The organism is Acinetobacter sp. GW821-FHT01E09 (assembly GCF_059422385.1).
In genome coordinates this window covers 263,351-288,965 of sequence record NZ_JBWKWU010000001.1, presented here as the reverse complement: position 1 = coordinate 288,965, position 25,615 = coordinate 263,351, and the positions used below count along the sequence as shown (strand labels likewise).

At 38.4% G+C, this 25,615-nt stretch carries 25 protein-coding genes and 1 tRNA gene; 9 read left to right on the top strand and 17 right to left on the bottom strand.

Annotated features, from left to right (window positions below):
* Positions 1-63: 63 nt before the first annotated feature.
* The 13 genes from AC07U8_RS01320 to AC07U8_RS01260 all read right to left on the bottom strand — a co-directional run bounded on the left by AC07U8_RS01320 (position 64) and on the right by AC07U8_RS01260 (position 12,559).
* Positions 64-732, bottom strand: coding sequence for an HAD-IA family hydrolase (locus AC07U8_RS01320; protein ID WP_494737175.1), 669 nt, complete (start codon positions 730-732; stop codon positions 64-66).
* Between the two features lie 95 nt (positions 733-827).
* Positions 828-1,550: an FHA domain-containing protein gene (locus AC07U8_RS01315; RefSeq protein ID WP_239046628.1), complete on the bottom strand. Its 723-nt coding sequence runs from the start codon at positions 1,548-1,550 to the stop codon at positions 828-830.
* Positions 1,551-1,734: 184 nt separating this feature from the next.
* Complete coding sequence (gene gspD / locus AC07U8_RS01310) at positions 1,735-3,978, bottom strand: type II secretion system secretin GspD (RefSeq protein ID WP_494737174.1); 2,244 nt, start codon at positions 3,976-3,978, stop codon at positions 1,735-1,737.
* A 41-nt stretch (positions 3,979-4,019) separates the two neighbouring features.
* Complete coding sequence (locus tag AC07U8_RS01305; RefSeq protein WP_494737173.1) at positions 4,020-4,865, bottom strand: type II secretion system protein N; 846 nt, start codon at positions 4,863-4,865, stop codon at positions 4,020-4,022.
* Positions 4,865-5,608 (bottom strand): type II secretion system protein N, encoded by a 744-nt coding sequence (gene gspN, locus AC07U8_RS01300; protein WP_270383032.1) that lies wholly within the window; start codon positions 5,606-5,608, stop codon positions 4,865-4,867. Before gspN ends, AC07U8_RS01305 begins: the two co-directional genes overlap by 1 nt.
* Before the next feature lie 163 nt (positions 5,609-5,771).
* On the bottom strand, positions 5,772-6,098 hold the full coding sequence (locus AC07U8_RS01295; protein WP_004718506.1) for an H-NS histone family protein: 327 nt from the start codon (positions 6,096-6,098) through the stop codon (positions 5,772-5,774).
* 225 nt (positions 6,099-6,323) lie between these two features.
* Complete coding sequence (locus AC07U8_RS01290) at positions 6,324-6,761, bottom strand: acyl-CoA thioesterase (RefSeq protein WP_494737172.1); 438 nt, start codon at positions 6,759-6,761, stop codon at positions 6,324-6,326.
* A gap of 9 nt (positions 6,762-6,770) precedes the next feature.
* Entirely contained in the window at positions 6,771-7,964 is a 1,194-nt protein-coding gene (locus AC07U8_RS01285; protein ID WP_419309684.1) for a tetratricopeptide repeat protein, read from the bottom strand.
* A gap of 4 nt (positions 7,965-7,968) precedes the next feature.
* Positions 7,969-8,799, bottom strand: a complete 831-nt coding sequence (locus tag AC07U8_RS01280; protein WP_494737171.1) for a hypothetical protein — start codon at positions 8,797-8,799, stop codon at positions 7,969-7,971.
* Positions 8,796-9,578, bottom strand: a complete 783-nt coding sequence (locus AC07U8_RS01275; RefSeq protein ID WP_494737170.1) for a uroporphyrinogen-III synthase — start codon at positions 9,576-9,578, stop codon at positions 8,796-8,798. Before AC07U8_RS01275 ends, AC07U8_RS01280 begins: the two co-directional genes overlap by 4 nt.
* A gap of 13 nt (positions 9,579-9,591) precedes the next feature.
* Complete coding sequence (gene hemC, locus AC07U8_RS01270) at positions 9,592-10,515, bottom strand: hydroxymethylbilane synthase (protein WP_056517319.1); 924 nt, start codon at positions 10,513-10,515, stop codon at positions 9,592-9,594.
* A 96-nt stretch (positions 10,516-10,611) separates the two neighbouring features.
* Positions 10,612-11,349, bottom strand: a complete 738-nt coding sequence (locus AC07U8_RS01265; protein ID WP_004818489.1) for a LytR/AlgR family response regulator transcription factor — start codon at positions 11,347-11,349, stop codon at positions 10,612-10,614.
* 49 nt (positions 11,350-11,398) lie between these two features.
* On the bottom strand, positions 11,399-12,559 hold the full coding sequence (locus tag AC07U8_RS01260; RefSeq protein WP_494737169.1) for a sensor histidine kinase: 1,161 nt from the start codon (positions 12,557-12,559) through the stop codon (positions 11,399-11,401).
* On the opposite strand from AC07U8_RS01260, the gene argH reads away from it, so the two are divergent.
* On the top strand, positions 12,550-13,980 hold the full coding sequence (gene argH, locus AC07U8_RS01255) for an argininosuccinate lyase (protein WP_004718519.1): 1,431 nt from the start codon (positions 12,550-12,552) through the stop codon (positions 13,978-13,980). The genes AC07U8_RS01260 and argH overlap by 10 nt on opposite strands.
* Before the next feature lie 11 nt (positions 13,981-13,991).
* Positions 13,992-14,261, top strand: a complete 270-nt coding sequence (locus AC07U8_RS01250) for an oxidative damage protection protein (protein WP_004818487.1) — start codon at positions 13,992-13,994, stop codon at positions 14,259-14,261.
* 380 nt (positions 14,262-14,641) lie between these two features.
* Here the strand turns inward: AC07U8_RS01250 and AC07U8_RS01245 are convergent, their stop codons facing one another.
* Positions 14,642-15,280: a sterol desaturase family protein gene (locus tag AC07U8_RS01245; RefSeq protein WP_494737168.1), complete on the bottom strand. Its 639-nt coding sequence runs from the start codon at positions 15,278-15,280 to the stop codon at positions 14,642-14,644.
* 152 nt (positions 15,281-15,432) lie between these two features.
* On the opposite strand from AC07U8_RS01245, the gene AC07U8_RS01240 reads away from it, so the two are divergent.
* Positions 15,433-16,440 (top strand): AraC family transcriptional regulator, encoded by a 1,008-nt coding sequence (locus tag AC07U8_RS01240; RefSeq protein ID WP_494737167.1) that lies wholly within the window; start codon positions 15,433-15,435, stop codon positions 16,438-16,440.
* Between the two features lie 276 nt (positions 16,441-16,716).
* A complete protein-coding gene (gene aqpZ / locus AC07U8_RS01235; RefSeq protein ID WP_004718527.1) occupies positions 16,717-17,409 on the top strand; it encodes an aquaporin Z in 693 nt (230 codons plus the stop codon).
* 108 nt (positions 17,410-17,517) lie between these two features.
* On the opposite strand, the gene AC07U8_RS01230 is transcribed toward aqpZ, so the two are convergent.
* The 3 genes from AC07U8_RS01230 to AC07U8_RS01220 all read right to left on the bottom strand — a co-directional run bounded on the left by AC07U8_RS01230 (position 17,518) and on the right by AC07U8_RS01220 (position 21,342).
* Positions 17,518-17,763 carry a hypothetical protein gene (locus AC07U8_RS01230; protein WP_494737166.1) on the bottom strand — a complete coding sequence of 82 codons (246 nt, stop codon included), beginning with the start codon at positions 17,761-17,763 and terminating at the stop codon, positions 17,518-17,520.
* Positions 17,764-17,842: 79 nt separating this feature from the next.
* On the bottom strand, positions 17,843-18,865 hold the full coding sequence (locus AC07U8_RS01225) for a DNA/RNA non-specific endonuclease (RefSeq protein WP_494738570.1): 1,023 nt from the start codon (positions 18,863-18,865) through the stop codon (positions 17,843-17,845).
* 596 nt (positions 18,866-19,461) lie between these two features.
* Positions 19,462-21,342 (bottom strand): potassium transporter Kup, encoded by a 1,881-nt coding sequence (locus tag AC07U8_RS01220; RefSeq protein ID WP_004718533.1) that lies wholly within the window; start codon positions 21,340-21,342, stop codon positions 19,462-19,464.
* Between the two features lie 121 nt (positions 21,343-21,463).
* On the opposite strand from AC07U8_RS01220, the gene AC07U8_RS01215 reads away from it, so the two are divergent.
* The 5 genes from AC07U8_RS01215 to AC07U8_RS01195 all read left to right on the top strand — a co-directional run bounded on the left by AC07U8_RS01215 (position 21,464) and on the right by AC07U8_RS01195 (position 25,611).
* Positions 21,464-21,554: transfer RNA gene (locus AC07U8_RS01215), tRNA-Ser, on the top strand.
* 181 nt (positions 21,555-21,735) lie between these two features.
* Positions 21,736-22,932 carry a tyrosine-type recombinase/integrase gene (locus AC07U8_RS01210; RefSeq protein WP_494737165.1) on the top strand — a complete coding sequence of 399 codons (1,197 nt, stop codon included), beginning with the start codon at positions 21,736-21,738 and terminating at the stop codon, positions 22,930-22,932.
* A gap of 166 nt (positions 22,933-23,098) precedes the next feature.
* Entirely contained in the window at positions 23,099-24,535 is a 1,437-nt protein-coding gene (dgt, locus tag AC07U8_RS01205; RefSeq protein ID WP_494737164.1) for a dGTP triphosphohydrolase, read from the top strand.
* The gene (locus tag AC07U8_RS01200) at positions 24,532-25,104 is read left to right on the top strand and encodes a primase 1D-like protein (protein WP_270958272.1); all 573 of its coding nucleotides are present in this window, start codon (positions 24,532-24,534) and stop codon (positions 25,102-25,104) included. Before dgt ends, AC07U8_RS01200 begins: the two co-directional genes overlap by 4 nt.
* A 183-nt stretch (positions 25,105-25,287) precedes the next feature.
* Complete coding sequence (locus AC07U8_RS01195) at positions 25,288-25,611, top strand: hypothetical protein (protein WP_494737163.1); 324 nt, start codon at positions 25,288-25,290, stop codon at positions 25,609-25,611.
* Positions 25,612-25,615: the final 4 nt, after the last annotated feature.

The following is a 25,615-nucleotide window of genomic DNA, read 5'->3' as shown; positions in this document are numbered from 1 at the left end:
CGAAAAGTGCGTTTGCTATTCATTCCTCTTCCCTTTTTTCGCAACAATTTAAATATACCGGTGTTAAGCCAAAAGCTCTGTTAAATCATCCACCACTTGTTGTGGCTGACAGAGTTGAATATCTTCACCGTGATTATAACCATAGCTGACCACAATACAATCAACCTCTGCACGGCGTGCAGCCTCGACATCATTACTTGAATCGCCAATCATCAAAGTTTTGTCCGTTGATGACTGATAAGTTTCAACACAATACAACAATGGTTTTGGATGTGGTTTACGCACTTCAAAACGATCACCACCTATTACATCGACAAAATAGTGATCCATTTGCAATTCTTCTAGAATTTTTCGTGCGGGCTGTTCTGGTTTATTGGTCACACAAATCAATTTCTTATTGTTTTCAATTCCCCATTCTAAAAACTCTAAAATTCCAGAGAATGGTTTGGTATCAACACAAGGCTCTGCATTGTAAATTTCCAAGAATGTATCCAAAAGCTGTTGATGCAGTACTGGATCCACTTCACCTTTTAAATACTTCAATGTACTTTCACAAAATAATGAGGTGCCTTTACCAATCCAAACCCGAACCTGTTGTTCAGTGACTTGGGCTAAGTTCAAACGCGCTAGACTTAAATTCATGGCACGATATAAATCAAATGCTGAATCAACCAAGGTCCCATCCAAATCAAATAAAATCAGTTCACGTTGGTCTAGCTTTGCCACATTCATGATTTACACCTAAATCGAGTTTTAATTTTTAAAAACGAAAATACAAAAAAACAAAGGCATGCGATTGCATGCCTTGAGTGTAGCGCATTCGCAAATTATTTAAACAATAGCCATGCAATAATTGCCAAAATGATCAAAATCACCAGTGTTGCCAAACCTAACTTTGCATTTTTCTGGGTTTCGACGTGTTCTTCTGCAACAATCTCAGGTGCTTTAACCTGCTCTACTTTTGGCTGTGTAGCCGCATGAATATCCACACCTTCTGGAATTGGCGCAGGTTTAGGGATTGCTACACCAGACGGCATACCTTCACGGTTGATTTGCACACTGCTATCTCGTTCTGAAAGCTCAGGCATGCCCTGTTCATTCATCTGATCTGCCACTGTACGTTCTACTGGGGCAGCTGGTTTAATTTCAGCAGTCGCCACAGCCTCAGCAGGTTGTTGAACTGGCGTTTCTATTGGAACTACAACCGGTTGAACTTCGACCTCAGGCGCTGCCTGTTCAGTTTGCAAAACAACAGGTTTTACCGGTGCAAGTACATTAAATTTAACACTGGCAAATTGAACAATATCACCATCCATCAACAGTTTATCTTGATCGATACGGATATCATTCACAAAGGTACCATTGGATGACTTTAGATCTTGAACCCAAAGTGCATCTTCTTTTAATAAGAATGCAGCATGGCGACGTGAAATTTCCGCAGCTTGTAATAACAGGTCTGCATCTTGATGGCGTCCAACCAGCATATCACGGTCAATCGTGACTTCCTGCCCTTCTAACTCACCTGTAATTGCTTGTAATTTCCAAGTCATGATTATCTTCCCATTCTAATTCAAGTCTATCTTAGCATGACATTTCTACAGTGCTAAATCAGCGTAAAACCAAGCTTTATGTTGTCCACGCCACAACAGAACACACCACAATACTTTAACAAGCTATTTTAAATATCAAATAAAGCATGCGATTAGAAGCACTTGTTACGCGAAGCCCACAATGCTACTGCTTACGGATATCATTTGGTTCCTCTGCAACTGGTGTGGTCACCGCATTGCCTTGTACTGCATTTGTCTTGGCACCTGTAGGCACTTTTTGATACTGGCTTGATGGTTGTGCTGTCGGTTGCGGTTGTACCAGCTTAGGCTGCGAACTTGGTGTGGAGTTAATTGGCAGTCGTTGCTGAAAAACATCATCTACATTGGCTGGGAGTTTAGCAAAGTTACCATCTTTATCCATCGCCAATTGCAGACTATACAGCTGATCATAACGTTGTTGAGATACACGGCGTATATCAGCACCCCCACCCACGATAGTTGGATGGATAAATACCAGTAGATTCCGCTTTACGTTCGACTTTGCATCTGATCTAAATAACCGGCCTAAGCCCGGGATATCACCTAACAATGGCACAGATTGACGACCAAGAACCGTATCATCAGAAATCAAGCCACCTAACACCACGGTTTGCCCATGATCTGCGGTTACAGTAGTTTTGATTGAACGCTTGCTGGTCACTAAATCTTGAGCTTGCCCTTTACTTGACTTAACGCCTGAAACTTCTTGTTCAACTTCTAAACGAATCGAACCACCCTCACCAATATGCGGAATCACCTTTAAGGTCACCCCCACATCCTTACGTTCAATTGAGGTATATGGATTGACGGTGCCACCTGTCCCAGTACTGACTGAGCCAGTAACAAATGGAACATTTTCACCGACGACAATATACGCTTCTTCATTGTCCATGGTAAGAATAGATGGTGTAGAGAGTAGATTGGATTTTGTACGTTCTTTTAAAGCCTGAATCATCGCACCATATAGTCTGCGTGAACCGTCTGCACCTTCTTTATAGTCCCCAACAATAAGTGAAGTTCCTGCACCTAGTGCACCTAAACTAGAAGCACCACCTGTTAAATAACCTGCAGCCAATTTAGATAAACTCGTACCTAAATTATCAAAGTTAATTAAACCAACGCCACTGCTTAAATCGCCCATTGCCCATTGCACACCAAGCTGATCAGCATCATTGCCTTGTATTTCGATAATCGTCGCTTCAATCAACACTTGTTGACGACGGACATCGAGCTGTTGGATGGCAGCCTCTATTTCGCGCATCAGTTGTGGCTCAGCTTTAACCACCAACGCATTTTGAGCACCATCTGCAATAATGCTCACACCATTGGCATTAAAACTGGTGATATTATTTTGATTATTGTTATTTGAGTTGCTGTTTAAATTAATTGCTGGTGTTGAAATACTGCTTCCAGTGCTTGAGCCGGTATTCGATGATGAATTGTTATTATTAAAACTGTTGCTATTGCTGTTGTTAGAACTACTATTAGAAGAATTATTTGAACTAGAATTGACTGCCTGACCTGTGACTAAGCCTTGTAAAATTTCAGATAAATTCTTTGCACTGGCATATTTTAATTTAAAGACTTTAAGACCACCTAAACGATCCGCAGAAGGTACATCCAACATTTCAATCATATTGCGGATACGTTTACGCGTACCTGTATCCCCTTTAATCAAAATACGATTGGTCCGTGCGTCAGCAATAATACGAACCCGTGCCCCAGCAAAGTCTTTCGATGCGCCTGTCGAACTCATGGCATCCAATTGCTTAATGATCTCTTCAGCTTGACTCTGTTGTAAAGGAACAGCTTCAATATCATTTTGCCCAGTACCATCCAAGTTGCGAATAATGGTTTCAAGTTGATAAATATTCGCTGCACGATCAGACACAATTAACGCATTGGTGCCTTGTATGGCCGCCAAATGCGCAAATTGTGGCATTAAAGGACGTAATGCTGGGATCAAATCATTGGGGTTGGTATTTTCCAACCAGATCACCCGTGTTACCACCTGATCACCACGTGCATTATTGCGTGGGTCATAAGGTACACCCGAGTTTTTTACATTACTGTCTGGTACTAAGCGAATGGTATTCCCCGATGGAATAGCCACCACACCATTGACATTCAGCACCCCTAAAAATAGGTCATAAACTTCATTTTTATTTAGAGGTTTATTTGAAATAACCGTGACATTGCCACGTACACGGGGATCGACCGCAAAATTTTTGCCCGTAATATCTGCAACTTCGTTGATAAAAGCCGTGAGATCAGCATCGCGTAAGTTAATTTTCCACGTCTGTGCATGTGCTGCTGTACTGACCGCAACCATCATTGGTGCCGCTGCAACTAAAGCCCAAAGTGGTCGATTGTGATTCAAAAAAGCCATAACTTATTATCTATCCTAATTTTATTTGTAGTCCTAGCCACTTACAAACTTTGCTGAATGGTCATCACCTGATCACCACGCTTAATTTCAATTTTTACTTTGCCATAACGCTTTGCTTGTTCTAGCAGCTGAACATCACTCTGTCCTTGACCTACTGATTGTCCATTGAGTGAAAGAATACGATCTCCAGATCTTAATCCCAGTTTATTTCGGAGCGCTGCGGGGGTCTGATCTGTCACTTCATAGCCTTGACCGCCACTTGCGTTAACCCCCATGTTCTTTAGGTATTCGTCCCGATTTTCATTCATCTTCTCAATCGCCTGCCCTAAAGCATTTTGGCTTGAATTTTGTTGTGGCGATGGCACAGGATTACTTGCTGGCGGGCTGGTATTTTGATCTGTAGATTGCCCTGGCATAGGCTGATACAAACTATCCAGCCCGGTAAAACGTAACTCTTTACTGTTATTTCCATTTTGACTTAAAACAATATGATCCCAATATACTTCGGATAACTGATAACTGGTACCCTCAATTGGATCACCCACCGCATAACGATCTGCTGTTTCTTTGACTTTAATCACCGCTGAAGAGAAACGCGCAGGATAACTCACGACTACACCTTGCAAGACCATCGGAATACTGTCATCTGCAGTCGCACTAGAACCCACTTCCTCAAACAATGAAAAGCTTGAAATATTGGGCACTTGGATTTGTTGTGAACCTAGACTCACTTGCTCTGGTTGCATGACTTGTGGCGGTGCAACCACCCACCAAAAAATCGAAGCCAGTTTCCAGCACAATGCTAAAATTAAAAGAAATAAAACAACAGGTGCAAGGTGCTCTGTTTTTTTCCAAGAAATATTTTCAAAGCGTTCTTTTATATTCATTAGAAACCACCTTGAATGAGTGGTTGTCTAGAACTAATCACAAAAGTATCTAAACCAGCCTTTCCGTCATAGGAAGGCACATTGAGTAACATGCGTTGGGTTAATTGCACATCTAACATCATGGTTGGATCTATGCTGATATTGGCCATCTTCTGGCTACGTTGATCTTGTATATCCAAAATCAGTTTACCCGCCTCATCTTTAAGTTGTGCATTTAAAGACGGGATATTCATTTGATCTTGACGCTGTCCAAAAGTATAACCAAGCTCACCACCACCCCAATGCAATTGGCCATCTACATCACTAAATCCAGTGTCTTTTTTAAAACGTAGGGTCATATCTGAAATTTGAATTGCATTCGCTGGCCACTGCCAATTTGCAATATTCTTTAAAGTTTCTGGTGCAATCTGACCTTGCATCTGATTAATAATTATTTTTTTACCAAGACCATAGCCGACAACCCCATTGAGCTGAGTTTGCCCACTATGCACTTCAACATTTGCGCCCACACGTAATAGAATCAGATCCCACGGGCGTGTTCTCCAAGAAACGGAACCACGTAAATTACCCTTGCGCCAATCTGCTTGCCCTTGCCAAATATTTCCACTGACATTTTGTAAGGTTTGATTGTTCTTATAAAATTTAGAAATCAGCCATGTTGCAGGGACTTGCAAAAGTACAAAAATTAAAAAAGCGACAACTCCAGTAATCCACCACGTGATCTGTTTTGATTTTTTATTCATTCATCTTTACCATCATTCATTTATTCTTCCATGCAAGATGATGCCCTCTTGTTTATACATTATGCATAATTTTTGCATAACGCCAATTCACTCGTATAAAAAAACCAAGCAGATTTGCTTGGTTCTTTGATTTTAAGGTCTTTGAATGACACTTAGATGAAGATTAGATCAAGAAATCTTCTAATTTTGCACCTTTTTCGATTTCTGCAACCAACCAACGTGGTTGTTTACCGCGTCCAGTCCAAGTTTCAGAAGTATCTTTTTTATTGCGGTAACGCGGCTCAACAGCTTTACGCGTTGTCTTTTTACGCTTTTGCGCGCCGTATTCAATAAACTGTTCTAAAGTTAAACCAGCAGATTGCGCAATTTCAATAATTTTATTATAGGCATCTTCAACTGCTTGGTCTTTTTTACTTTCAATTAAAGCTTCTGCTTCAGCTGTTAACTTTCTTAACTCTTCAACCGATAAATTACTAATATCAGGCATCATTAACTCTCCACGTAAATTTCTTAATACTTATTTAAAATAACTTCATAGCAATAGTATTTTCATTTATTCCAATAAGCAATACATATATTCCCCAATAAACACATAAAACAACAAAAAGATTATTATAATTACCTCAAAGCGCTTATTTTTAACATCAAAATAAAGCGAATGCAAAAGAATATGCTGTCTTATGTTTTAAATATAATGATGATAACTGAGGCATTTTTATGTATTTTTCAAATCATTATGCACTGTATCTTCTAAATCAATTATAATTTTTCGCAACTGTTGAGGAATTAATGCTTTTTTCATCGCTACTTTATCGACAAAAACAATAACTGCTTCTCCGTCCGCCACAATCTGCTGTTGTTGCTGACTGAATAATACATAATGCATGCGTATAGCACTATTTCTCATTTCTTCTACCCGCGCACCAATATGTAGCACATCAGGATAAAATACAGGTTTCAAATATTTGCATTGACTTGAGGCAACCACAGTTAAAACGTCTTGGTCAAATACATTTAAACGATCAAAATATTCAATACGTGCACTTTCAATATAACGATAATACATCACATTATTTACATGACCAAAAGCGTCCATATCGCCCCATGCAACCTTTTGCTCATAAACGATCGGGAATTGTGTCAGTGGATTCATGCTGGGTTCTCAAATTTTAAATTGAATATAATTGCTATCTTTTTCAAAAATTGAATTCAATTGTTGAATTAATTCATCATTTCCATTTAAAGTGGACTTGATTCTTAAATAATTCATTAGAATATCATTTGGATATAATGATAAAAGTTGATCTGCTTCATATTCCCGCTGCGTTGCAATATATATATGCCATTTAGCAAAGCAAAAAACAGGAATGTTCATATATTTAGATTCAAGATTTATAATCTGTTGCTCTAAATACTCATAATCTGGATTCTGTCTAAGCAACTGTTGCTGGAACCATAAGTGGAACACATCTTGGTCAAATTTTTCATTAAGTATTTGAATCACCAGCTGCTGTTGTTGCTGAGCAAGTTCGGGTAAGCGGGTAATAATTTTTAGCCAAAGCACTTTTGTCTCATAAGGCATTTGATCGAGTTGCGGTTCTATCTCTAAAAATTTTTGCTGTAATAGTTCAGTATCTTCAAAACTTGCTTGGTCATAACAACCCAAAAGCTGTATTAACCACTGCTGTTTAGTCGCAGTTTCTAATTGTCCAAATTGAGTTGAGTGTAAATATTGCCATGGATATTGCAGGGCAAATTGTCCCCATAATTTTTGCACAGACAATTTATAACTTTCTGAAAGTTGATTCAGCCACGGCGAAAGCTCATGTCCATTTAAAAACTCTAAATGGGTGAGGGCTTGCTGACTGTCTTGTTGTGCCAAATAAATTTCGATACGTAAGATTTCCGCCAATTCAAAAGCGGATGGAGAGCTGTGTTCTAAAGCCTTTAATGCTTCTGAATAATGCAGTTGTTTGAGTAATAATCGGGATTGCACAATCGGCTTTAATAAACCAGATTGATCAAAAATCGTTTGAATCACCTGCTCTTGTTCATCTTCACCATCTAATAACCACAATACACCAAACTGTTCAAATGGATGCAACGTGCTAAAACTCAGTACTTGTTCTAATTTTCTTTTTTCTCGGCGGATATAACGATTGAGGAAATACCATGCCACATGCATCAAAAAACTGATGCCAACGCCAGCAAATGTTAACAACCATAAATTGGTTTGAACTTGAATATTGTGCCAGAGCACATAGACATAACCTGACCCTGCGGTATAACTCAATACACTCAGTACAGCCAGAATAATCAGGCTAATAAAGGCATAGATCAGAAAAATATGTTTCATCGATCTACCCCAAAACAGCCAAGCTATTCAGCTTAGGAATCGGCGGCTGCGGTGTTTGCTTCATTTTTAATATTTTTTGCTTAATCTTCTGACTAGCAGCATCGGGTAATATATCCAATTGTTGAATCATTTGATTCAGCATCTCTTGGTATTCAGCAGTTTGCCCTTTGACTAATAATTGTTGCGCCAGTAATAATCTTAATTGGACTTCTTTTAAAATAAATTTACGGCTTGCCAATGCAGGCGTATTTGTTTCAACAATATCGACTTGAAACCATTTTTCCCAAAAGTATTGCGACTGATCTTGATCTGGTTTTAGTTGATTATTTTTCAATTCAGTGATGAGTGCTTGATCAACTTGTTTAAGTAAAGCCTCTAGTTGATCTCGCTGGGCATTTCGTTCAATCACAAAGTGTTGAATACTCTGTATATCTTGCGCAATGGTTTGATGTAGGCTTTGTTTTACTGCATCTGCCAACGCATAATGATCTAAAGATTGATTTAACTGAGTAAGATGCTCAAGTGCATACACAAACTGTTGTTGTTGCATAGCAAATTGCACCAACTCTAGTTGCTGTTTAACCACTACACTAGGATGAATACCAGCAATAGGCGTTTGAATCGAAGCGGTTTTCTTTGCCACCTCTTGAGTCGGTTCATCTGTTTGTCGTTTTACTGCCACCAATTGATCATTCAAACTGGCATTCTTTTGTTCACTTTTATGCAGTGTTTGTTGAATATCATTGAGCTGTTGTGAAACATGATAGAAGTTATAACTCAACTTAATGAGCCATCCTAAAGCGATCAACAATAAGACATAAATAAACTTCTTCATAACTTCCTTTGCAACTGCACTATGGTTTGTAGAATGGTTTCTGGCGCTAAATTTGAAATTTGAGTGCTATTCAAACAGGTCTGAGCTGCATTTTTACCATGTCTTAATAATTGATACAAACGCTCACCCAAAACTAAATAATGACAAGCATTCACGATCTCTTGATGATCTCGGGTCAAAGCCAGCCAATTGTGCCAACTGGCTTCACTGCTGATACAACTCCAATAGGGCTTTTCAAATTGCTCAATTTTGGTCACAAAATCTAAAAATTGTGCCTGAGTTTGTTGAGGAAATGCGCGGTCATATAAAATAAAGTTTAAAACATCAATATGACGCGCTTGGCATTGTTGCATCATAAATTGACGCCCACCTTCACCACGCCAAAACGCAATTCTCTTGAGCTCTTTTACCTGATTAAATAGCGGTAAGCTTAGCATGCCTTCTGATGTTTCCACCGCAGGAACATGGCTTTCCACCCCATAATCTAAAAGTCGTTGCGCAGTTTTTTTACCTACAGCAATCCACTGAATATGTTGGATCTGTGCAAGCGACAAACCCGATTGCTGAAGATATTGCATACCAATCTGCACAGCTGTAGGACTGACCACAACAATAATTTGAGTCGATAACAGCTGTAAATAAAGTTGTTGTAATGTGTTGTTATATGGACGTGGTGTTAATGCCAATAATGGCAGATCAACCACGTCAAAACCAGACTGGCGCAGACATTGGGTCAATGGCTGAGCCCGATCGATGGGACGCGTATTAATAAATAGCATTGAAGCCTAAAAACTAAGCTTGATAAAGTGCTTTGAGTATTTCTCCAGCACCTTGTTGAAGTAGCTTTTGTGCAAGTTGCACACCTAACTGCTCTGCTTGATCTGGCGTACCACTGACTTGGCTACATAACAACGTTTGTCCGTCCGCACTTCCCACACGCCCTTCCAAAGACAGTGTTTGATCGTTCAAGGTAGCAAAGCCTGCGATAGGCACTTGGCAACCACCTTCTAGATAAGCATTAAAAGCACGTTCAGCACGAACACAGGCATTGGTTTCAACATGCATTAACGGCATGATTAAATCCAAAATCTCTTGATCAGCTGAGCGGCACTCTAAACCCAATGCGCCTTGACCTACCGCAGGTAAGCTTATTTCTGCTGGCAGTGTATGACGAATACGATCTGAGAGTTCTAAGCGTTTTAAGCCTGCACTGGCAAGGATAATGGCATCATATTGACCTGCATCTAGCTTGGATAAGCGTGTTCCAACATTGCCACGTAAATCAATCACATTTAAATCAGGGCGCTGTTTTAAAATCTGACATTTACGGCGTAAGCTCGATGTTCCAAGTGTTGCACCTTGTGGTAAATCATCAAACTTTGCATAATGGTTAGAAACAAAAGCATCAAAAGGGTCTTCACGTTCACAAATGACCGCAAGCTCCAAACCTTCTGGTAATTGCATCGGCACATCTTTCATGGAATGAACGGCTAGATCTGCACGACCATCCATTAAAGCAGCCTCTAATTCTTTGACAAATAAGCCTTTACCACCAATTTTGGCCAAAGGTGTATCTAAAATTTTGTCACCTTGGGTTACAAAGGTAACCAATTCTACTTTTACATGCGCGTGTAATTGCTCTAAACGATCACGAATATGCTCAGCCTGCCACATTGCGAGCGGGCTCTGGCGAGTTGCTATTTTCAAGGTTTTCATCATTTCAGCTTTGCCAAACTTTTAAACACTCTAAACTTACTCTGCAATCGTAAAAATGCAAGTAAATTATCAAAATGATTTAAGCTTCCCATCAAACTATAAATTCTGCATCCGTTCGCGCAGTAACGGTAAGTGACGACGACTGACTGCCAAACGCTCGTCTAACTCGCGGCATCGTACCTGATACTGACCGGAGGACACCATTTCCAACCCATCTAAATAATCTAGAGAAATTAAAGCATTACGATGAATACGAATAAATCGATCGGCGAACTCTGTTTCTAAATCTTTGAGCGTTTCATCAATAAGCACGCTGCCATTTTTATGGCGTACAGTGACATATTTTTGATCTGCTAAAAAATAGTAAATATTTTCAACAGGAATTAGCTCCAAACCTCGATAGGTTTTTGCAGCAATTTGCTGTCTTTGCACTTTTTCTTCCATGAGTTCTTTTTTTTCTAGGTGAGTTAATTGAGCTTGAGTCAGTTTAGTGACACTCTCCAAAACCGTTTCTAAATCATCCTTGGCAATTGGTTTTAATAAATATCCTTTTGCTTGAGATTGAATGGCTTGCAAAGCATGTTCATCAAATGCCGTACAAAATACGATGGCTGGCGTCGGATTAAAATGTGCTAAATGCTGCGCACAGCTTAAACCATCCATTTCTGGCATTTGAATATCAAGCAACACCACATCTGGCTCGAACTGCTGAACCATTTCCAATGCCTGTTGACCATGTTGCGCTGTTGCAATAACCTGATGCCCAAGTTGCGACACCAATCGTGATAAGCGTTCCACTGCAAGCGGTTCATCATCACAAATCAGGATGTCCATTGCTCCTCCTTACCCAAATATATCGTCTTTATTTTAATGAATTTCCCAATCATCTATTTTTATACTGATATTGGATTACCATTGTAAATAATCCATTCCCTGCATAATTCCGAAAATAAACAGAATCGCCAAAATGTGCTTTTAGACGCTGTTTTACATTTTCTAAAGCAATTCCATGCCCTTCTCGTACTTTTATTCTATCTTGTAAAAATGGGTTGGTAATGACTATGTTGACTTGATTTTGCAATATTTCAACCAGTATGCCGATCTTGGCATCGATAATCTTTTGCTCAACCCCATGAAAAATACTGTTTTCAATTAAAGGTTGTAAGGTTAATAAGGGAATTTTTACCTGATCTAATAACAGCGGTTGTTGAATATTCCATTCCACATTTAAACGATCTCCCAAACGAATTTGCTCTATTGCAATATATTGTTGAGATAACTGTATTTCTTCTTTTAAGGTCACGAGCTTTAATTCTTGAAAACTGGCTCTAAACAATTTGGATAAATCTATCAGCATTTGTTCAGCTTTATCGGGATCAATCGCAATTAAACTCACCACGCTATTTAAACTATTAAATAAAAAATGTGGATGAATACGTGCTTGCATGGCCTGAATACGCGCATTCAATTCACTGTTTTGCTGCAATACTGCTTGTTCACGGGTATACAAGTAGCGTAAACAAAATGCGCCCAGTAATACCCCATAGCTGACATGCAAAATAAGATTATGCGAAATGTCTTGGATGGAAATATTTTGTAAAGAAAAATGCGTTCCCCAATAATGAATAATATTTAAAACCAGTGTTGTACACAGCACAATCGCCTGTAAAAGGATAAAACTGAATATTGAAATAGATAAATAGGTATATTGCGAGAGCCTTTTTTCAAATACATCCTGAAAAGCGGCAAAGGCCAATAATATCCAATTAATATATAAAATATATTCTAAAACATGCCAAAGATTTAAATTGCCCCATGATTGTGCTTCAGCCAATGCCAATAAAAAAGCCAACACATTACTAGAGATAAATAGTTCGAATAAATACTTGCGATGTCCCATTTTGCTAAAAAAATAAGACTGATAAAAACCACGCCCAGATTTTATTGATGAATGATTGCGCTTTACTTCGGCAAGTGAGGCTGAATTTGTTATACTGCGTTTAGTTCTACTGCTTTTTTTCCTACTGAGCCGATATGACCACATCTTCTAATTCCTCTAATCCGTCACAAGCCCAAACTTCAGGCATGTGGGGCGGTCGTTTCTCTGAAGCTACTGATGCCTTTGTTGCTGAATTTACTGCATCAGTTCAATTTGACCAACGCTTTTATAAACAAGATATTGCTGGCTCGATCGCACATGCGACTATGTTAGCAAAAGTTGGTGTCCTTACAGAACAAGAACGTGATGACATTATCAATGGTTTAAACACAATTAAAGCTGAAATTGAAGCAGGTCAATTTGAATGGCGCATTGATTTAGAAGATGTGCACATGAATATCGAATCTCGTTTAACTCAGCGTATCGGGATTGCAGGTAAAAAATTGCATACCGGTCGTAGCCGTAATGACCAAGTTGCCACAGACATCCGTTTATATGTACGTGACGAAATTGATGCGATTTTGACTTTACTGGAAAAATTACAAAAAGGCATCTTGGGCTTAGCAGCGAACAATACTGACACCATCATGCCAGGCTTTACCCATTTACAGACTGCACAACCTGTGACTTTTGGTCATCATTTGATGGCGTGGTTTGAAATGTTGGTGCGTGATTCTGAGCGTTTAATCGATTGTCGTAAACGTGTCAATCGTATGCCTTTAGGTTCTGCTGCGCTTGCTGGAACAACCTATCCTATTGATCGTGCTTATACTGCAGAATTGTTAAACTTTGAAGCCGTTGCTGAAAATTCTTTAGATGCGGTATCTGATCGTGACTTTGCGATTGAATTCAATGCTGCTGCATCTTTAATCATGATGCATTTATCACGTATGTCAGAAGAAATGATTCTTTGGACTTCTGCACAATTTAAGTTTGTGAATATTCCTGACCGTTTCTGTACTGGCTCATCCATCATGCCACAAAAGAAAAACCCAGATGTTCCTGAGCTTATTCGTGGTAAAACTGGCCGTGTCTATGGCGACTTAATGAGTCTGCTCACCCTCATGAAGGGTCAACCTTTGGCCTATAACAAAGACAACCAAGAAGACAAAGAGCCTTTGTTTGATGCAATTGATACAGTGCGTGGTTCATTGATGGCTTTTGCAGATATGATTCCTGCACTTGTACCAAATATTGAAATCATGCGTGAAGCGGCGCTACGTGGTTTCTCTACCGCAACAGACTTGGCTGATTACCTTGTAAAAAATGGCGTTGCTTTCCGTGATGCACATGAAATCGTAGGTAAAGCTGTGGCTTTAGGTGTGCAAGAATCGAAAGATCTTTCTGAATTAAGCCTTGAGCAATTACAACAATTCTCAGATTTAATTCAAGCAGATGTGTTTGAAAAAGCATTAACCCTTGAAGCATCTGTCAATGCGCGTAATCATATTGGTGGTACTGCGCCTGCACAGGTTGCTGCTGCAATTGAACGCGCTTATATCCGTTTAGAAAAACTTTATGCATAAGGAGTTTTGATATGACTCGACAAGTATTTTGCCGTAAATATCAAAAAGAGTTAGAAGGTTTAGACTTTGCACCTTTTCCAGGTCCAAAGGGTCAAGTGTTATTTGACACAGTGTCTAAACAAGCTTGGCAAGAATGGTTAAAACACCAAACCACGTTAATCAATGAAAAACGTTTAAACGTGTTTGAACCAGATGCAAAAAAGTTTTTAGAAGAACAGCGTGAAAAATTTTTGGATAATGATCAATCATTGGAAATGGCGGAAGGCTTAAAGCCGGAGTAATGACCGAAGCCTCCTAAGGCAAAAATCCAAAAGTGATGTGCATCTTATGCACATTTAAACAATCCCCGTCAGGGGATTTTTTTATTGCTTCATCGTACAAAATGATCGCGATCACATGAGCTTATAAATTTAATCTTATATATATTTACTTTTCCCACGCATAAAAAAAAGGAGTCTTGGAGACTCCTATAAAACTTAAAACACGGCAGTGGGTACATGCTGTGCAATCAATATACATCGATGGCATGACTTAATATTGACCAAAGATACCGAAAACGCTGACCAATCACGACAAGTTATAGATTTTACACTACGCAACCAGTTCATTTCACAGCAGTTTTAAACAGATCAGAGCAAGCAACAACGTTCTAAAAGCCAAATTAAGCCACAGAATCATTGAGCTTTTGCGTATTTTCCTCAACCAATTGCAGTTTTTTCTCTACCCATTTGGCTGGAAAATATTTTTCTATGCTGGATGATAACCAGTTTGCGATTGGCTGAGGCAATTTCACACCTAAAGGATTCTGCTCTTGCAGATCCGCAGAAGAAATCACCCGTGTTCCCATCAGGTAGTCAAACCAAGGCTTAGTGACACACCAGTTGGCATCTTGGTTTGAGTTCATGTGATGATCATAATGCCAAGGAATTTTCTTCATCGCCCAGTCTGGCTCTAAATGTGCACGGCGATGGATATAATAATAATTACACGCACTATAAAGCGATGCAGCAACCATTCCTTTCGAAATCGGGTAGAAAATCAAACTTGCCGCACCAGCAACCACCGCCAAAGAAACGATTTCATTTTTGGTCCGCCAATTTGAAATCCCTTCTACATAGCCATCATCATGAAAATCTTGTTTACGCACTTCACGATGGTGTTCCCAATGCGATTTCATACTGCGTGGCACTGGACTGAAACGTGGTTTCCCTGGGCGATGTTGACCATGTAAAATATAGTTATGCGCAACCCATTCAAAACCATTTGCGACGACCAATCCGACTAAAAAACCTTTTAACATAATCAATCCCTCTTGCTTATTGTGAATATAAAACATGCTGGGAAATAGGTATTGACATCAAAAAGTATTTTCATTGACAAATTACGACAAATTAAAATAGTATAATGTTTAAACTACAGCTGACGTAGATCACACAATAACAAGATGTGTAAATGATGCAATTAAAGGACTATGCGGGCTCGATATATGGCGGGCTTGGGCAATTACTCTATACTTTTAGTGAAGCTAAAGGTCTAAAGATCTCATCCAAACTACAACAGATTCAAAATGTTGAACGCTTTGACTATACCGTTTGGCGTGAAATCTTGGATGACATTCAATCACAAGTACAAAGCCCAGCTTTGGGTCTAGACATCTCTAAATATGTACAACCCAAACATATTGGTATCATTGCCTATATTGCACAATCTTGTGACACGCTTGGAGAGGCACTCACCCGCTACCATGATTTTCATCGATTGATTTATGATGGAAGCCCGCTGAAGGTTGAATATTATGATGAACAGCACATCTCGGTACGTTGGGAAAATCTACCCACCCATTTAACCACTCAAATTACTGATGAAATTGCGATGGCTGTAGTGATTCAGTTTTTAAGACAATTTATATCCGATGATATAAGCCTGTATCAGGTTAATTTTATTCATCATCAACCTAAAAACAGCATGCTGTATCAAGCATTCTTTAAGTGTCCTGTGCTCTTTCAACAAGAAAAAGTCGAACTGATTTTTCCCATCAGCGCACTTGCGACTTCCTTTAAACGCAGTGATCAAACCCTACAAAAACTACTGATGCAACAAGCACAGGCCTTGCTTGAAAGCTTACCCAATGCCACCCAGTTAGATGAACGCTTACAACAAAGTATTTTATTGGGATTACAAAAAAATAATTATCAAATCGAAGCGATTGCCAAACAGTTGAATATGTCGATACGACAATTACAACGCCATCTACAAAGCCAGAACACCACCTACCAACAACGTGTTCAAGATGTCCGTCAATTATTGGCCTTTCAATATCTACAAGATCCTCATTTAGGCTTGCATGAAATTGCCCTGCTTCTCAGTTACTCAGAACAAAGTGCTTTCCAACGTGCGTTTAAACAATGGACCGGCTTAACACCGCAACAATGGCGTCTTCAGTATCGAGAATTTAAGTAATTGTGAATTAAATTTACAGATAAAAAACAGCATGTTTCACCATTCTCACCACTCATTTGTTTAGCATTAAATATCTGTAAAATATAATTTTTTAAAATAAAATCAGAACATTAGCCGATATTGATATGAATATTTTTTATTTGTGATTTTATTTTCATATTTTTAGACTATTATCTTTATACAGAAAATAAAAGTTGTATCCACCCCACGGTTATCAACTATCTAAAAATAGTCATATAACCCCATTCCGTTCAAAAAAATAATTTAGGAATCAATATGAATAAATATCTCGCAGAATTTATCGGAACCTTTTGGCTGGTGTTTGGAGGATGTGGTAGCGCAATATTTGCCGCTGCTTTTCCAGAACTGGGCATCGGTTTTGCTGGTGTTGCACTGGCATTCGGTTTAACCGTACTCACAGGCGCTTTTGCTTTAGGGCATATCTCAGGCGGGCATTTTAACCCTGCTGTAAGTGTGGGTTTATGGGTAGGTGGTCGTTTTAATGCCAAAGACTTAGCCCCTTATATTATTGCTCAAGTCATCGGTGGTATTTTGGCCGCATTTGTTTTGTATTTAATCGTACAAGGTCAGGCGGGATTCACAGGAACTGGTGGATTCGCCAGCAATGGCTTTGGTGATTTATCCCCTGGCAAATATTCTTTAGTCTCTGCATTGTTAATTGAAATCGTATTAACCGCCTTTTTCTTAATTGTTATTCTCGGTTCAACAGATAAACGTGCACCTGCTGGCTTTGCCCCGATTGCCATCGGTTTAGCACTTACTTTGATTCACTTAATTAGTATCCCCGTTACCAATACTTCAGTTAATCCAGCACGAAGTACTGCTGTGGCTTTATTTGCTGAAACAGCAGCACTGAGTCAATTATGGTTATTCTGGGTGGCGCCAATTGTCGGTGCAATCATTGGAGCACTGATTTATAAGGTTGTGGGTAACGAGCCTCAATCCTAAATAGATTTTGAATGTAAAAAAACCTGCTTCGGCAGGTTTTTTTTCACTTATAAACCAATGAATTAGAAAGTAACTAATTCAAAAATGGCTTAAAAATAAATATGGTCTTTAAAGAAATGGATTCTCTATTTCGCCTTCGCTTTGACGCGCAAGCTGTTCTGGTAAATCACTTTGCTTCTCTAAACTTGCTACAACTTCATTGAGATAGCTTTGTAAAAGCTTAGCCGCTTTTAAGCCAGCTTGATCTTTGGTGATCTGTAAATTGCCATAAATACTGATACAATCAGTTTGATTTTCTAAGGTTAAATCATGAATTGAATGTGATTCGGTGCCATTCTCAAACGGTTTAAACATTTTTAATTTTCTCAATTTTTTTCGATCTTATTCACAGTATAAATAGATTCTCAAAAGATACTGCACCATCAGCGCGGATTTATTTCAAAATTTGTAAAATATATTGCAACAGCGTTTCAACCAATTGTTTCACCAAGGCATCTTTGGTTTCAGGATCGACTTTTGGCAATTGCATATCCGATGTAGTTGTTGAACCACTTTTGGGTTGGAACTGCTTTTGCAGTGCGGTGATTTTATCCTGACTGACCTCTTCTGCACATTGGCTTTCCGCATCCCAATGTGAATATTCAATTTCTTTATTGACCTTGACCTGTTTTGCGTTCAAAGGCAATTTATAGGTATTGCGCTTTTTTTCTTCAGTCAGTTGTGGAAATAAATTCATTCCCAACTGTTCTTCTAAATAACATACGCTGACCACTTTAACCTGAAGTGAATCATTATTTGGCGCATAGTACGCACCAATGATTCCATGTTTAGGCAAGTAAATCGCTTTATAGATTGCGGTTGGAACAATCACACCCTTTCCAATGGTTTTTAATTTTTTGCCAGAAAACACTGGGCCAGTGACCACATAGACATCTTTCTTTTGCTTGGTGACAATTGCACGAGTTGCTTCTTCTAACTCACGCCAAACTTGTTGGTTATTTTTAGCAGCTTGCGGCACCATATTGGCCAAAGAAAAGCTGTCGAACTGTGATTCCTTATTGGGCATATCGGCATTGGGTGACATATGACCACGGTCATAGCCTGAACCACGATAATCCGATAATAATGCACGATGTGTAGCGTTTACACGTGGCTCTTCGTGGAAATTATCTTCACGTTTAATCTTTTGACTTAAGCGCTGTGGCGATAAATATTCTGCTGTCCATAACGGTGTTTTAGAAACACCCGAATACATCACATTAAACCCGTTAAAACATAAGGGATAACTGTTTTTCTTTAAACTTTCTTTGATTAAAACAGGTGGTTGCTCTCGATAGAACTGATTTAAACACGCAGAGTTATTGGTACTACTTTGGGTAAATGGCAGTAACTGAAAAATTTTCTCTTGGCCAAACGCAATCGCAAAACTTCCAGTAGCAACAACACCCAACACCATTTTAACTACTGAATTTTTCAACAAAGGCTTCCTAAACAAGGTTAAATAAACAATCCACTCAAAACCCTTACAGATTAAGTTTTTGAATTTAAATAGCTTAACAAGTCAATAAACTGAAAGATATTGAGTCGACCTTCAACCGAGTAAAGCTTCTACGATTTGTGCTTAACTAAACAACATTCCATGTAACAATTTATTGTTTATTTCACAAAAAATGCTAGAAAATCAAATATCTTACAGATGCTTTATCGCACTTGTGATCATGATTATGTCATGTTGCGCAGTGTTGTTCGACAACCTTGCGACACAGTTTGTCGTATAGGATCGTTTTATGCGGATGTCTCATGATTTGCTGGGGAGAATTGAATGATAAAAGCATTCAAACTCAGCATTCTAAAAGGTTTGATACTGTCTCAGTGCAATATCAGCCTATCTACTTTTAGAGGACCAAGAACACAAATGATAAAGGTCTTACTTGCTGAGTTAGAAAAGAAGTCATTGCTAAAAAACAAAGTGAATCAATGTAATACATCAACCCATAAAACCCATGGGCAAAAAAAAGCCAGAATGACTTCTGGCTTTTGATTGATATGAATTTAGATTTCGATCTGGCTGCCCATTTCCACCACACGGTTTGGCGGGATTTGATAGAAATCACTCACCGGACTGGTATTACGTTGCATTGAAATAAACAGTTTTTCACGCCATGGCGCCATTCCATCACCCACGGTATGAATCAAACGATCACGTGAGATGAAGAAACTGATATGCATCATGTCAAATTCAACTTCAAGCTGCTTATAAGCCAACTCTAGTGCATTTGGAATATCAGGTTGATCCTTAAAGCCATAGTAAACAAAAACACGTTGGAAGCGCTTATCTAAGACTTCAACACGAATTCTTTCTTGGTCTGGCACATAAGGAACATCACGGGTAATCACCGTCACCATAATATTGCGTTCATGCAGAACTTTATTGTGCTTGATATTGTGCAACATCGCATGAGGAACAATATTTGGATTACCGGTTAAGAATACCGCTTGACCGGGTACAAACTGTGTTTCATCACTCAAACTGACACTTTTAATAAACAGATCCAACGGCAAGGCATCTTTTTCCAAACGGTTAAAGACAATTTCTCGCCCGGTTTTCCACGTCATCAGAATGGTAAATACGATTGCACCGATGAGGATCGGAACCCATCCGCCTGAAATGATTTTTAATGAGGTTGACCCAATAAAAATACTATCAATCACTAAGAATGGGATGGCGAATAATGCCACTTTCCACTTTGGCCAACGCCAAAAGCCATATGCCAAGATTGAAATCAAAATCGTATCACATAACATGGTCATGGTGACCGCTACACCATAAGCATTGGCAAGATTGGCACTGTTTTGGAAAATTACAATCAATAAAAGAATCGAGACGTAGAGTATCCAGTTGATAAAGGGCAAATAAATCTGACCTTGTTCTACATCAGAGGTGTGATGCACGGTTAATCTTGGCAGATAGCGTAACTGAATGGCTTGGTTTGCCATTGAAAATACACCTGTAATCACCGCTTGTGAGGCAATCACCGCTGCCGCTGTGGCTAGGGCAATCATGGGGTATAAGCCCCACTCAGGTACAAGCAAATAGAATGGGTTTTCAATCGCGCTTGGATTACGCAGTAATAACGCACCTTGCCCTGCATAATTTAATAACAAACAAGGCAGCACAATGATAAACCAGCCTAAACGAATCGGCAGTCGTCCAAAATGCCCCATATCTGCATAGAGTGCTTCACCACCCGTCACCGTCAAAATCACCGCGCCCATGGTTAAAAAGGCCACAAAGGGTTGATGAAAAATAAAGTTCAGTGCCCAATGTGGACTGAGCATGCTTAAGACATAGGGGGTTTGGCTAATACTATGAATACCGATTAGACCGATAGAGGCAAACCAAGTTAAGGTGATTGGACCAAAAAACTTACCCATGGTTCCCGTACCATGTCTTTGTACCAGAAACAGTGCGGTAAGAATCCCGATTGCTAAAGGCATCAGCCATTTATTAAACATAGGTGTGGCAATACTCAGCCCTTCAATCGCTGAAAGTACTGAAATTGCTGGGGTAATAATACCATCACCGAAAAACAGAGATGCACCAATAAAGCCCAAGGCAATTAAATAGATTTTGCGATTATCTGCGATACGATTAGATCGTAAGTTCAGCGCCAGCAATGACATGATACCACCCTCACCATTGTTATCTGCTCGCATGATAATGGTGACGTATTTAAAGCTGATGGTGAGCATCATGCACCAGAAAATCAGTGACAAGATCCCAAGCACGGTCGCTTCGGTGATGGCAATGTGTGCAGTCAGAAAACATTGGCGTAGGGCGTACAAGGGACTGGTTCCGATGTCTCCAAATACCACCCCTAATGCTGCGAGTGTGATCGCAGGTAACGCGGCTTTTTTTGCAGTACTTTGCATAGATTCGTCTTCAAAAATTTAGACACTATTTTTGCGCAATCATATCACTGTGAAATTTTTTTTGCTCTAAATCAATTGTTGCTTGGCAGAAATCTTTTTTTTGGTTATTATCCCACGCCTTGGTGAAGTGTCCGAGTGGCTTAAGGAGCACGCCTGGAAAGTGTGTATACGTTTATAGCGTATCGAGGGTTCGAATCCCTCTTTCACCGCCATTTTCAATTCTTACAATATCTTATGATGTCTTTAAAAGCTTAAATCCAAAGGTTTTAGGCTTTTTTTATGTCTGATACGATCTACTTTATCTGTTGCAAGCTTGATGTGATTGGGGGTATAACTGGGGGTATACTAAATTACCTCCAAAATTATACCCCCAAATTCTGTGGAAACATTACAATGCTTACAGATGCTCAAATCAGAAAAATAAAGCCATTAGAAAAGAAAACTAAATACGCTGATGAAAAAGGCATGTATCTAGAGGTCACCCCTTCTGGAGGAATGCATTGGCGTATGAAATTTCGTTTAAATGGAAAAGAGAATATCTTCAGTATTGGTACATACCCAGAAACGACGCTCGCCCAAGCTCGCCGTGCCAGAGATGAAGCTCGATTGAAATTGAAAGATGGAATTAGTCCCAACGAAGCGAAGAAACAAAAAAAATTACAAGCAGATGAAAATACGCTTTTTAAAACACTTGCTATGGAATGGATGGAAGACCGTAAAGCCGTCATAAAAGAAACAACTTACTTACGAGATCTGTCTGTATTTGAAAAAGATCTCTTCCCTGCTTTAGGTCATATGCCAATTGATCAAATTAAAGGTAAAGATGTACTCGCCTGTGCTAAAAAAATTGAGGCTCGTGGTGCTCAGGAAATGGCTAAGCGTTCAATCCCTTTAGCTGGACGTATTTTCCGTTTTGCAATCCGTAAAGGACTGATTGAGAATGATCCAACTCCACATCTTCAAGAGGCTCTCAAGCCTCGTAAAGTAAAGCATATGGCTCGACTGGATATTTCTGAGTTCCCACCTTTTCTTGAGCGTATGGATCGTTATCATGGCAATCCAATGATCAAGACCGCAATTCAGTTAATGACCTTAACATTTGTGCGTACTGCTGAACTGAGAATGATGGAGTGGAATGAGATTGATTTTGATAATCATTTATGGAGAATTCCTGCTAATAAAATGAAGATGGCTCAACCGCATATTGTTCCATTATCTCGACAGGCAATTGAACTGATTGAAGGATTACGCCCTCTTACTGGCAATAAGCAATACGTTTTTTATAATCACAGTACCGCCAAGCCCATGAGTAGTAATGCCTTACTTTGTGTAATTAGGACTTTGGGATATGCTGGAAAAATGACTGGGCATGGTTTCCGTGGTCTTGCTTCAACAACATTACATGAGCAAGGCTATATGCATGATGCAATTGAAATCCAGTTGGCGCATAAGGTTGGTAATGCTGTGTCTCAGGCGTATAACCATGCACAGCATTTAGAGTACCGAACAAAGATGATACAGGATTGGTCTGATTTTGTTGATAATTTGAGGGGGGAAAGTATGACTTTATTACAATTCAAATACCCGTAGAACTCAAAAATAATATTTTAATTAATGTGTTAGAAACTTATTGCGAATAAAGATTTGATAACATGCTTTTCTGTTACGTCTCTAATAAGCCTCATGTCTCTTTTTGTTAAGAAGCAGATTCTCTGCTAAAGTGCGTAAATAATATTCGTTACTAAAGTAAAATTTGATGGAAAACATATCTGAAAATATAAATAAATTATTATCTTTTATTCAGCCAGTACGTCTAAGAAAAACATCTAAAGTCTCTGAAACTCTTTTAGAGGCAACAGAAAGTGATAAAGGACGCGTCATCAATTCACCAGCTTTTCGCCGACTACAACAAAAAGCTCAAGTATTCCCTTTAGAAGCAAATGCATCTGTCAGGAGTAGGCTAACACATTCTATAGAAGTTGCTCATATCGGTTGCTATATTGCCCAAGAAATTCTTTATAAAATCCAGAAGGAATATAACGTAGAAGGCTTAGACTTTGAAAAGATGACATCTTTTGTAAATACAGTTGAAACAGCTTGCTTGTTACATGATATTGGCAACCCTCCATTTGGACATTTAGGTGAAGCTGCAATTAGGCAATGGTTTAAAAAACAAATTGATAATTATAAAAATAACCTAGGCGAATGCATGTTTAAAGAGTTATCTAGCAATATTAATAACCTAGATCTTCATAAATTTGATGGTAATCCTCAAGGTTTCCGATTAATAAGATTATTAAGTGGAAATGATGGATTCGGTTTAAACTTAACGTGCTCTTTACTTTTATCAACAGTTAAGTACCCATATACCATTGATAAAATACAAAATAATGAAAAAATTGGAATTTTTAAGCTTTGCTATCCAAGCTATCAAGAAGCCTGTAAAAAAATCAATTGGCCAGAAGGAAAACACTTCCCACTTAAAAATATTATGGATACAGCTGATTTTATTGCATATTCGATGAGTGATCTAGAAGATGCTATTGAGAAACAGATTGTCACAGAGAAACAAATTATTAGTTATTTCGTTGAGTTCTTTAACAGAAATAAAGAGATTGAAGCCAGCACAATATTTAACGTAGACAAATTAAATCATGAGCAACTTAATTTCTTAAAGTTTAAAACGTGCATTATAAATACTGCCGCAAAAGAAGCTGCCACAAACTTTTGTGCAAATTTAAGCTTATTATTAGATGGGACAGATAATATAGAGCTTATAGAGGAAAATACAGACATCCATAAAATTCTAGATGAAGTATTCGATTATGCTAAGAAAAATATCTACTGCCATGAGTCAGCTGAAAAAATTGAACTCGCAGGGCGAAATATTATACAAGGCCTTTTAAATCACTGCGAAATTTTGATGTGCTTATCTGAAGATAAATTCAATTGTTTACTTAAATACCCTGAAAAAAGTATGCTCTCCCCTAAAAAGTTAGGGCTCGACTTTGAATTACGTCTATTAAGACGCTTGCCAAAGAATCATATTAAGAAATATATTCTATCAGTGGAAGCAGACCCATCAAATGAAATCATTTATAGAGCACACTTAATCGTCGATTATATTTCAGGAATGACCGATGATTTTGCCTTAGAAATGTATCAGTTATTAGAAGGCATCAGAATTCAATGATTAATACAGATCACCCTTATTTTTTCATTAACAGTCTTTTAGATAGTAAATCGGCATATTCACTATCTAAATATACTTATCTACCCGATTCTTTATCTGATGATAGAATTATTAATACTATATCAGGTGAAGATTTTTCAATAGATTATGTTAACTTCATATTGAAAAGCTTAAAAGAAGATCAAGAACTTGCATTCCATTCTCTAGTTAAAACCAAAAGTAGGAAAATATACCATATTCCAATGATAGATTTTTCTACCTCAAGGTTAGATAGAGAGGTTTATTATCGGTTAAAAAATTTTATAGATTACAAGATACTTTCAGATATGACATTTTATAGCACAGGTAACTCATTTCATGCTTATTCGTCTAAACTTTTAACCCATAAAGAATGGCTTAAATTTATGGGATCATTATTATTGGTCAACCCATCAAACTCATCCTTAAAAATTATTGATAATAGATGGATTGGTCATCGTATAATGAGCGGATTCTCCTCATTAAGATGGTCAAACAATTCTGGAATATATAAAACCCTTCCAAAGAAAACCACTTTTGACTTACTTTAATTCAAAACAATTAACAATCATCCCAAACTATGGCCAGTTGGTTATACTCAAAATTTTTAAAAAATAGAGTCTATAATCATCGTTTTATAAACTATGAAAATTTAACACCTTGCTTTACAAGAAATAAATAATTAAACTAAAATTTAAATATTTTTTATACAAAAAATCAAAGGGTAACGTAATATGTCAGGTTCAGGTGGTGGGGGCGGAACGCCAATTCCAGATTTCCAATTTTGTGAAGATTTAACAATTAATGTTCAACTCAGCTCACCCAAAGAAGCTATTGTTTCAAAATTAGCAGAAGGTGATATTTTAAGAATTGGTTTTGAATCAAATAATATCACCACTGTATATGCTTTCTATGAGGACGATATTGCTGGCGGTATTGCTGCCCCAGTTATAGGAAAATTACGTGAATGCTTACGTAGTGGCACGAAATATCAAGGAAGAGTATTAGAAGTCAATCAAGGACAAGTGCGAGTTAAAATAACAGCAATTAAACACTAAAAAA

Excerpts from the sequence above, each read along its gene's own strand:
- AC07U8_RS01220 (WP_004718533.1), bottom strand. The coding sequence starts at position 21,342 with ATGCAAAGTACTGCAAAAAAAGCCGCGTTACCTGCGATCACACTCGCA.
- AC07U8_RS01290 (WP_494737172.1), bottom strand. The coding sequence starts at position 6,761 with ATGAATCCACTGACACAATTCCCGATCGTTTATGAGCAAAAGGTTGCA.
- gspD (WP_494737174.1), bottom strand. The coding sequence starts at position 3,978 with ATGGCTTTTTTGAATCACAATCGACCACTTTGGGCTTTAGTTGCAGCG.
- AC07U8_RS01305 (WP_494737173.1), bottom strand. The coding sequence starts at position 4,865 with ATGAATATAAAAGAACGCTTTGAAAATATTTCTTGGAAAAAAACAGAG.
- AC07U8_RS01320 (WP_494737175.1), bottom strand. The coding sequence starts at position 732 with ATGAATGTGGCAAAGCTAGACCAACGTGAACTGATTTTATTTGATTTG.
- AC07U8_RS01275 (WP_494737170.1), bottom strand. The coding sequence starts at position 9,578 with ATGCTATTTATTAATACGCGTCCCATCGATCGGGCTCAGCCATTGACC.
- hemC (WP_056517319.1), bottom strand. The coding sequence starts at position 10,515 with ATGAAAACCTTGAAAATAGCAACTCGCCAGAGCCCGCTCGCAATGTGG.
- AC07U8_RS01245 (WP_494737168.1), bottom strand. The coding sequence starts at position 15,280 with ATGTTAAAAGGTTTTTTAGTCGGATTGGTCGTCGCAAATGGTTTTGAA.
- AC07U8_RS01200 (WP_270958272.1), top strand. The coding sequence starts at position 24,532 with ATGATTAATACAGATCACCCTTATTTTTTCATTAACAGTCTTTTAGAT.
- dgt (WP_494737164.1), top strand. The coding sequence starts at position 23,099 with ATGGAAAACATATCTGAAAATATAAATAAATTATTATCTTTTATTCAG.
- gspN (WP_270383032.1), bottom strand. The coding sequence starts at position 5,608 with ATGAATAAAAAATCAAAACAGATCACGTGGTGGATTACTGGAGTTGTC.
- AC07U8_RS01195 (WP_494737163.1), top strand. The coding sequence starts at position 25,288 with ATGTCAGGTTCAGGTGGTGGGGGCGGAACGCCAATTCCAGATTTCCAA.
- AC07U8_RS01295 (WP_004718506.1), bottom strand. The coding sequence starts at position 6,098 with ATGATGCCTGATATTAGTAATTTATCGGTTGAAGAGTTAAGAAAGTTA.
- AC07U8_RS01240 (WP_494737167.1), top strand. The coding sequence starts at position 15,433 with ATGATGCAATTAAAGGACTATGCGGGCTCGATATATGGCGGGCTTGGG.
- AC07U8_RS01225 (WP_494738570.1), bottom strand. The coding sequence starts at position 18,865 with ATGGTGTTGGGTGTTGTTGCTACTGGAAGTTTTGCGATTGCGTTTGGC.
- AC07U8_RS01230 (WP_494737166.1), bottom strand. The coding sequence starts at position 17,763 with ATGTTTAAACCGTTTGAGAATGGCACCGAATCACATTCAATTCATGAT.
- AC07U8_RS01250 (WP_004818487.1), top strand. The coding sequence starts at position 13,992 with ATGACTCGACAAGTATTTTGCCGTAAATATCAAAAAGAGTTAGAAGGT.
- AC07U8_RS01260 (WP_494737169.1), bottom strand. The coding sequence starts at position 12,559 with ATGTGGTCATATCGGCTCAGTAGGAAAAAAAGCAGTAGAACTAAACGC.
- AC07U8_RS01285 (WP_419309684.1), bottom strand. The coding sequence starts at position 7,964 with ATGAAACATATTTTTCTGATCTATGCCTTTATTAGCCTGATTATTCTG.
- AC07U8_RS01315 (WP_239046628.1), bottom strand. The coding sequence starts at position 1,550 with ATGACTTGGAAATTACAAGCAATTACAGGTGAGTTAGAAGGGCAGGAA.
- AC07U8_RS01265 (WP_004818489.1), bottom strand. The coding sequence starts at position 11,349 with ATGGACATCCTGATTTGTGATGATGAACCGCTTGCAGTGGAACGCTTA.
- aqpZ (WP_004718527.1), top strand. The coding sequence starts at position 16,717 with ATGAATAAATATCTCGCAGAATTTATCGGAACCTTTTGGCTGGTGTTT.
- argH (WP_004718519.1), top strand. The coding sequence starts at position 12,550 with ATGACCACATCTTCTAATTCCTCTAATCCGTCACAAGCCCAAACTTCA.
- AC07U8_RS01210 (WP_494737165.1), top strand. The coding sequence starts at position 21,736 with ATGCTTACAGATGCTCAAATCAGAAAAATAAAGCCATTAGAAAAGAAA.
- AC07U8_RS01280 (WP_494737171.1), bottom strand. The coding sequence starts at position 8,799 with ATGAAGAAGTTTATTTATGTCTTATTGTTGATCGCTTTAGGATGGCTC.